The sequence below is a fragment of the Belnapia moabensis DSM 16746 genome (assembly GCF_000745835.1).
GTDB classification, from domain to species: Bacteria; Pseudomonadota; Alphaproteobacteria; order Acetobacterales; family Acetobacteraceae; genus Belnapia; species Belnapia moabensis.
In genome coordinates this window covers 83,565-90,873 of the sequence record NZ_JQKB01000022.1, presented here as the reverse complement: position 1 = coordinate 90,873, position 7,309 = coordinate 83,565, and the positions used below count along the sequence as shown (strand labels likewise).

Here is a 7,309-nt window from a genome sequence, read left to right as displayed (position 1 = left end):
CATCCACCTGGCGGAGATCAGCCTGGGCGTAAGCAAAGGAGCCCATGCTGTCCTCGTCCTCGACGGCGCGGGCTGGCACACCTCACCCAAGCTGCAACTGCCCGCAAACATCAGCCTGCTGCCGCTGCCTCGCTATGCGCCCGACCTGAACCCGGTCGAGAACCTGTGGGAGTTCCTGCGGGCCAACTTTCTCAGTCATCGCGTGTGGGAGAGCTACGACGCTATCGTGGACGCCTGCTGCTCAGCCTGGAACGCGCTGATGCGCAGACCAGAGCAGGTCACCTCCATCACCACCCGTGCCTGGGCTCAGGTCAAGCTCTAGGGCGGCTGGTATAACAAGGTTTTGCAGGCGGGCCAGCCGCATGCCGATCAACGTCTGCTCGGCGGTGAAGAGCTGGCGCTGGTTGTCGAACGGGGTCTGGAAGGCGTCGAGGCCGCCGCGGTAAGCGCATCAGCGACAGGCGGTAAGCATCGGCATAGGCCTTGAACAGTCGGCACTGGGCGGCGATCTCGTCCTCATGGGTGCCGCGGGCGGCCAATGCGTCGGCGGCCTCGTGGAAGGCGGTCTGGATCGCCCGCTCGTATTGCCCGACCTGGATGTCGCGCTGGAGATTGGCGCGGTTGATGCCGCCGTTGATGCCGCCGTTGAAGATCGGGATGTTGATGGCGGGCGCGAAGGTCCAGGCGCTGGAGGCCGTTGCTCGCCGTGCCGTAGCTTGAGGTCAGGCTGATCGAGGGGAAGAAGGCGGCGCGCGCCGGGCCGATATTGTAACTGGCGGCGATGAGGTTGTGCTCGGCGGCGAGCACATCCGGGCGGCGCAGCAGCAGGTCGGAGGAGAGGCCTTCGGGGACGTCTCCCATGAACGGGAGGCTGTCGAGCTTGCTGCCGTCGAAGCTTGCGCGGGTGAGCTGGTAGCCTTCCTCCTGGCTCTTCAAAGTCGCGCGGGTGAGGTCGAGCAATGCCTGATCGGCGGCGATGGCGAGCCAGGCATTGGCGACCTGGGAGACAAGGCTGAGCTGGGTGCTGCGCCGCGTCTCGGCATAGCCGAGATATTGCTCGAAAGCTTGGGTCGAGAGGCTGCGCATGCGGCTGAAGAGGTCGATTTCGTAGGATGTGAAACCGATGCTCGCGTTCCAGCTGGCCGCCGAAGCCGGCGCCGGTCGAAATGGCAAGCGGCAGCAAGCCGAGGATGAAGGCGAGCGTGGTCATCAGGATCGGGCGCTGACGCGAGGCGTAGATGGCGGCGTTCAGCAGGCTGGCGCCGCGACCATGCTCCCCCTTGGCGAGTTCGACGATGAGGATGGCGTTCTTTGCCGCGAGGCCGATGGTCGTCAGCAGGCCGACCTGGAAGTAGATGTCGTTCGCCAGGCCGCGCAGCGCGGTGGCGGCGACGGCGCCGAGGATGCCGAGGGGCACCACGAGGATGACCGCGGCCGGAATCGCCAAGCTTTCGTAGAGGGCGGCGAGGCAGATGAAGACGACCAGCAGCGAGAGGGCATGGAGCACCGGCGCCGGTTGCCGGAAAGGCGTTCCTCGAAGGAGAGGCCCGTCCGTTCGATGGCGACGCCAGGTGGCAGGCGCTGCGCCATCTCCTCGATCGCGGCCATGGCGGCGCCGGTGGTCTGGCCGGGAGCGGGGGTGCCGAGGATCTCGACGGAGGGGCGGCCGTTGTAGCGCTCGAAGCGCGGCAAGTCTTCGCTCCATTCGGCACGGGCGAAGGCGGAGAGGGGCACCATCTGCCCGGCGCCGTTGCGGACGAACCAGGAGGCGACCTGCACGTTCTCGGCCCGGATCATCGTGATGACGTCGCCCGGGGTGAGGCCGAAATTCACCGGCTTGTCGGGGTGGAACCAGATGCGCATGGCGTATTGCGCGCCGAAGAGCCGGTAGTCGCCGACGCCGGGCATGCGGCTCAGCGGATTCCGACCTCGGCCTGGCGGAGGGTGGCGACGGCGTTGTCGAGATCCCGCTGACGGACGGCGCGGGCGCGGACCAGGGGTTGGGAGCGGTTGCCCGTGGCGCGAGCGGAGGCGGCTGCCGCCTCGGCGCAGGCAGCGGCATGGGGGCGTTCCGGCAGAGCGGAAACCCGATAGTTTCCTTGAGGCGGAAATTTTGGCGTTCCCTTGAGTTGGTCAATATTGCCATGTTTCGTGATGCAACAGGGGCGGTGGCGGGCGGAAATCGGTCGGGGGGTGATTCCACCGATGGCGGCTTTGCTCTAAGGACGACGCATGGAACTGACCACCGAGCAGATCGCCGCGGCGCGGGCCCGCGGCTGCACCTTCCTGCCGGCGACCGAGGAACAGGTCGCGCGGCTGACCATGCAGCGGCGCATCTTCACCATCGACGGGCAGCCGCATGTCGCCATCCGGCAGGATGAGGCGGTGAAGGAGACGCATGGTGCGGTGGCGCTGCTGATCGAGGGCGGGACCTCGCGCTCGGAGGAAACCAGCCAGCAGGCGGCAGCGGCCGAGGCTGAGGTGACGCTGGAACTGGCAGGCGAGACGGCGGCGGGCCGTGGCGGCGCACAGGTCGTTCGCCGTGCCAGCCGGCCCCGTGCGCCCTGGCGCGGCGCCAAGCGCGGCCCTTAACTCAAAGGGGTCCAGGGCCTTTCGGCCCTCGGGGATGCCATTGACGATGCCGAGGCATGGTCAATGAGAGCCCCGGCAAGGATAGCATGAGAGAAGCGGCGCCCCTCTCATTCACGCGGGCTTCATGCCGGCCGCCCCTTTCTCACATGAACACTTGCACCCTTCGCCGCGCAATCCCTCGCCCGAGCCGAACCTCTCGTCCCGGCGCGGGGCGGCCCATGCTTTACGACGGTGACTGGCCCTCGGGCTGAGGCCCTTCGCGCCTATGCCGCGGCCTGTGAGCGCGTGTGACCGCCGTGGTCGAGCTGCCTCTCGGCGGCGCCGTCTCGGCCGGGCTGCTGCTCTACCTCCTTGGGCGCTGCGGCCGGAGGAACGCTGATCGGTTGGGCGCAGATCGCGCTCGTGCTCGCCACGGTGCCGGTGATTGCCGGATCGCCCGCCGCAGACGCTGAAGGAGCGCATGACGGCGGGAGGGCCGGGGCCGACGGATGCGGTGACGGCCTCGGCTTCGGGGCTCGATCCGTGCATCAGCCCTAGACATGCGGCCCGGCAGGCGGGGCGTGTGGCCGCGACGCGGGGTGTCGCGCCGGAGCGGGCGAGGATGCTGGTGGCGCGGCACGCCGAGGGGCGGAAGTAGGCCTCTTCGGTGCGCCGCGCGTCAAGGTGCCGAGGCTGAACCTCGACCTGGACGGGCTGCGCTGGTCAGCGGGCGGTGAGCAGCTCGGGCACGCGAAGCAGGATCATCTCGTTGTCGTCGGCGCGGGTCAGGTGGCGGCCCGCGCTGAAGGGCAGGTTGTTGTCGTTGCCGACGATGATGTGCTCGCCATCTACCACCGCGACATTCTCGATGGTGAAGAAGGGGAAGGCGAAGCGATCCTGCGGCTCGGTCCGGGCGCGGTCGCCATGGGTGCGGGCCAAGCCCTCCGGATTGCGGATCGCCATCAGGTCGATATAGCCGAGCTTCTTCACGAAGCCCTGCTCGTCCACCGCGCCGAGATCGAGGACGTAGATGCGCTTCACCCGTGCCGGGTTGGCGAAGCAGCCGGGCGGGTTGGCGCCGGCGGCGCAGGCAAGCGACGGGTCTCCCTCGCCGTCGTCGCGCTCGATGATGAGGGCGCGGCGGTCGTCGATCATGTTGAAATCGCCGATGGCGGTGGTGCCTTCCTCGATGCGATAGCGCAGGACGCGGCCCGTCCAGGCGCCACGCGCGGTGTCGAGCTCGGCAATGCGGAGGAAGCGGCCCTCGGGCTGGCCATTCGTCAGCAGAGGCTTCTCCAGCAGGGCATAGAGGCGGCTGCCGTCGGGGCTCTGGGCCATGCCCTCGAAGCCACCGCTGCGCTGGGACTCGAAGGTGGTGGCGGGCACTTGCAGGGCGGGGTTGTCGGGGCTGCGGATCGGGCGGCCGTCGATGGTGGTGTCGACGACCTGGCGGACGCGGCCCTCCTGGTCGACCTTGATCAGGGAGGGGCCGAACTCGTCGCCGAGCCAGAAGCCGTCGGCGACCGGCTGGATGCTCTCGATGTCGAAGTCGCCGCCGGTGAGGTAGCGGCGCTCGCTGCCCTCATAGGCGATGCGGAAGGGCACGCGGCGGTCGGGGTCGGAGAGGAAAATGGTCTGCTCAAGGCCGATCCGGCCGCTGCGCCAGTCGGGGCGGATGCGGTGGAGCATCAGCATGGCGTCGGGGCTGTTGCGCTTGTTGCCGAAGCCGTTGTCGCTCAGCACCCAATAGGCGCCGGGTTGATTGGCGACGGGCTTGATGCCGGAGAAGCCCTGCACCGGCTGGCCGATGAAGGGCAGGCCGATGCCGGTCGGCCGGCCGGCCGGAGCCGGGCCAGTGGTGCCGGGGATGCTGCCGGGCTGGTCGGTGCGGGTGTTGCCGGGGCCGGTGAATTTGCCGGCGAGGAGGGCATCGCGCGGCGCATCGGCGGGTGGCATGGCCATGGTGAAGGCAGGCAGGATGGCATGGCCGGCCAAGCTCGCCTCGAAGCGGGTCTGGGCGAGGGCCGGAGAGGCCATCAGCAGGGCGGTGGTGGCGAGAAGCAGTCGGCGCATGCGGGCGTCCCCCTATCGGTTCGGGGGCGTCGTAGCCGGCGCGTGTTGCGCCGGCTTGGCGGTTCCGTGTCAGCCCTGTTGCAGCGGGCGGTAGCGCCAGACGCTGGCGGGGGGGAAGTTCTTCGGCGTCCAGGTTTCGCGCTTCGCCGAGAGACCAAGCTTCTTGTACGGCAGCGGCGAGGTGATGCAGTAGGTGTAGAGCAGGAAGCCGAGGCCAGGGGCGACGCGCTCGACGCCCTCGACGAAAAGGCGCTGGCGCTCGATCGGCAGCAGCACGAGCGGAATGCCGCAGATGACGCTGCTGACGCGGCCGGCGAAGCGCTCCGGAAGGTGCTGCGGCAGGGCGAAGGCATCGGCGCAGAGCACGGTGGTGCCCGGCAGGCTTTCGCGCAAGTGGTCCGCCATGTCGGGGACGATCTCGACCAGTACGATGCGTTCAGGCGCGATGCCCGCATCGAGCATGGCGCGGGAGATGACACCGGTGCCGGCGCCGATCTCGAGCACGACGCCATCACCATCCGCGGCGGCGAGGTTGGCGATGCGGCTCGACAAGGTGCGCGAGGATGGGACGATGGACCCCATCTGCAACGGATCCGCCATCCAGCGGCGGAAGAAGAGCGGCAGGTTGGCGGTGGGATGTGCGGTATCGTGCCGTTGGAGGCTGCTGCTCGACATGCTTTGTCCTTTCGTCCGGCGCGGACTCAGCTGCTGAACCGGACCAGTGTTTCACGGAATTGCGCCATCGAAGCCTCCCAGGAGAAGGCTTCGGCATGGGCGCGGGCAGCCTCGCGGCTGCACTCCAGCGCGCGCAGGCAGGCGGCGCGGAGATCCTCGTCCAGCACGCCGACGCGTGGGTCGGTCACGACGTCGAGCGGGCCGGTGACGGGGAAGGCGGCGACCGGCGTGCCGCTGGCGAGGGCTTCCAGCAGGACGAGGCCGAATGTGTCGGTGCGCGAGGGGAAGACGAAGACATCCGCGCCGGCATAGGAGCGGGCGAGGACGCCGTTCTCGCGGTAGCCGAGGAAATGCGCCTTGGGGAAGCGCGCTTCGAGTTCGCCGCGCTGGGGCCCGTCGCCGATGACGACCTTGCTGCCGGGCAGGTCGAGGCTGAGGAAGGCCGCAATGTTCTTCTCGACGGCGACGCGGCCGGCATAGAGGAAGATGGGGCGCGGCAGGCCTTCGAAGGCCTCGCGCGGCTCCGGGCGGAAGCGGGAGAGGTCGACGCCGCGGGTCCAGGGGCGGATCTTGGTGAAGCCGCGGGTGGTGAGGTCGCGGCGGAGGCTTGGGGTCGCGGCCATCACCGCCTGCGCCGGGGCGTGGAACTGACGCAGCACGCGCCAGGACCAAGCGGCGGGGATATGGGCGCGGGCCTCCATGTACTCGGCGAATTTGGTGTGGAAGGCGGTGGTGAAGGGCCAGTCACGGCGGAGGCAGATGCGGCGCATTGCCCAACCGAGCGGGCCTTCCGTGGCGATGTGGACGGCGCAGGGCATGTAGGCATCGACCAGCTTCGCCAGCTTGCGGCGAGGGGCGATGGCGAGGCGGATCTCCTTGTAGCCAGGCGCCGGGATGCTGCGGAACCGGTCCGGGCCGATCACCTCCACCGTGTCGCCATTGGCGCGCAGCATCTCCGCCATGGTGCCGAGCGTGCGCACCACGCCATTGACCTGCGGCGCCCAGGCATCGGTGACGATCAGCAGGCGGAGCGGGGCGGTCTTCGCCGGCGCTTCCGCGAGGGTCAGGTGCTGATCAGGCACGGGCGATGGCCAGGCGCTGGGTAACGGCCTCGCGCTCGCTGCGTAGACGCATCTCGCGCACCCAGTCGATCAGCTCGAAGCGGCCATCGGCATGCTCGACGAGGGCGGTGCAGCTCTCCACCCAGTCGCCGTCGTTCATGTAGGTGATGCCGTGGACGTCACGCATCTCGGCATGGTGGATATGGCCGCAGATGACGCCGTCGAGGCCGCGGCGGCCGGCCTCGTTGGCGAGCGCCAGCTCGAAGCGGTCGATCGCCTTCACCGCCTCCTTCACCTGGCGCTTCAACCATTGCGAGAGCGACCAATAGGGATAGCCGAGCTTGCGGCGGGCGGCGTTGAACCAGCGGTTCAGGGTGAGGGCCATGTCGTAGGCCCAGTCGCCGAGATGGGCGAGGAGCTTGGCATAGCGGATCACGCCGTCGAACTCGTCGCCATGGATGACGAGGAAGCGGCGGCCGTCGGCGGCCTCGTGGACGGCCTCGCGCATCAGGCGGACGCCGGCGACCTCGAGCCCCTGGCCGAGCCAGTTGCGGAACATCTCGTCGTGGTTGCCGGGGATGTAGAGGACCTCGGTGCCGGAGCGGGCGAGCTTCAGCAGGATGCGAAGCACGTCGTCATGGTCGCTGTCCCAGTACCAGGACTTGCGCAGACGCCAGCCATCGACGATGTCGCCGACCAGATAGAGGCGGTCGCAGTCGGTGCGGCGGAGGAAGTCGGCCAGGTAGTCGGCGCGGCAGCCGCGCATGCCGAGATGGGTGTCCGACAGGAAGACGCTGCGGTACCGGGTTCTGGCCTCGACGGCTTGCATGATCCTGCCCTCGCGCTTGCCAGGGAGCCGTGCAGTCGAATCCCCGGACACAATCATCGGCAGGCGGGTAACGCAGTATCAGCAATCCTGTCGTGAACCC

General features: G+C 68.8%; 9 protein-coding genes and 1 pseudogene. 3 read left to right on the top strand and 7 right to left on the bottom strand.

The annotated features are described in order from the left end of the window. Positions 1–322: transposase (locus tag EP26_RS15670; RefSeq protein ID WP_043339756.1), on the top strand; the 322-nt coding region annotated here is incomplete at its 5' end. Here the strand turns inward: EP26_RS15670 and EP26_RS38620 are convergent. From EP26_RS38620 to EP26_RS33225, 3 genes and pseudogenes are all read right to left on the bottom strand, one after another. Then, positions 312–626, bottom strand: a complete 315-nt coding sequence (locus EP26_RS38620) for a hypothetical protein (RefSeq protein ID WP_408735101.1) — start codon at positions 624–626, stop codon at positions 312–314. The two genes, EP26_RS15670 and EP26_RS38620, sit on opposite strands and share 11 nt — an antisense overlap. Beyond that, entirely contained in the window at positions 517–1,173 is a 657-nt protein-coding gene (locus tag EP26_RS15665) for a TolC family protein (RefSeq protein WP_169747411.1), read from the bottom strand. The genes EP26_RS38620 and EP26_RS15665 overlap by 110 nt, the downstream gene beginning before the upstream one ends. Before the next feature lie 31 nt (positions 1,174–1,204). Next, positions 1,205–1,917: pseudogene (locus EP26_RS33225) on the bottom strand (efflux RND transporter permease subunit); the annotation flags it as partial. 315 nt (positions 1,918–2,232) lie between these two features. Here EP26_RS33225 and EP26_RS15655 point away from each other — a divergent pair. Continuing rightward, positions 2,233–2,592 carry a hypothetical protein gene (locus EP26_RS15655; protein WP_043339754.1) on the top strand — a complete coding sequence of 120 codons (360 nt, stop codon included), beginning with the start codon at positions 2,233–2,235 and terminating at the stop codon, positions 2,590–2,592. A gap of 424 nt (positions 2,593–3,016) precedes the next feature. Next, positions 3,017–3,229 carry a potassium-transporting ATPase subunit C gene (locus EP26_RS33220; protein ID WP_245624420.1) on the top strand — a complete coding sequence of 71 codons (213 nt, stop codon included), beginning with the start codon at positions 3,017–3,019 and terminating at the stop codon, positions 3,227–3,229. 65 nt (positions 3,230–3,294) lie between these two features. Here the strand turns inward: EP26_RS33220 and EP26_RS15650 are convergent, their stop codons facing one another. The 4 genes from EP26_RS15650 to EP26_RS15635 all read right to left on the bottom strand — a co-directional run bounded on the left by EP26_RS15650 (position 3,295) and on the right by EP26_RS15635 (position 7,209). After that, positions 3,295–4,644 (bottom strand): esterase-like activity of phytase family protein, encoded by a 1,350-nt coding sequence (locus tag EP26_RS15650; protein WP_043339753.1) that lies wholly within the window; start codon positions 4,642–4,644, stop codon positions 3,295–3,297. A gap of 69 nt (positions 4,645–4,713) precedes the next feature. After that, positions 4,714–5,319 carry a class I SAM-dependent methyltransferase gene (locus EP26_RS15645; RefSeq protein WP_043339751.1) on the bottom strand — a complete coding sequence of 202 codons (606 nt, stop codon included), beginning with the start codon at positions 5,317–5,319 and terminating at the stop codon, positions 4,714–4,716. Between the two features lie 26 nt (positions 5,320–5,345). Continuing rightward, positions 5,346–6,401 (bottom strand): glycosyltransferase family 4 protein, encoded by a 1,056-nt coding sequence (locus tag EP26_RS15640; protein ID WP_245624419.1) that lies wholly within the window; start codon positions 6,399–6,401, stop codon positions 5,346–5,348. After that, the gene (locus EP26_RS15635) at positions 6,394–7,209 is read right to left on the bottom strand and encodes a UDP-2,3-diacylglucosamine diphosphatase (protein ID WP_052389243.1); all 816 of its coding nucleotides are present in this window, start codon (positions 7,207–7,209) and stop codon (positions 6,394–6,396) included. The genes EP26_RS15640 and EP26_RS15635 overlap by 8 nt, the downstream gene beginning before the upstream one ends. Positions 7,210–7,309: the final 100 nt, after the last annotated feature.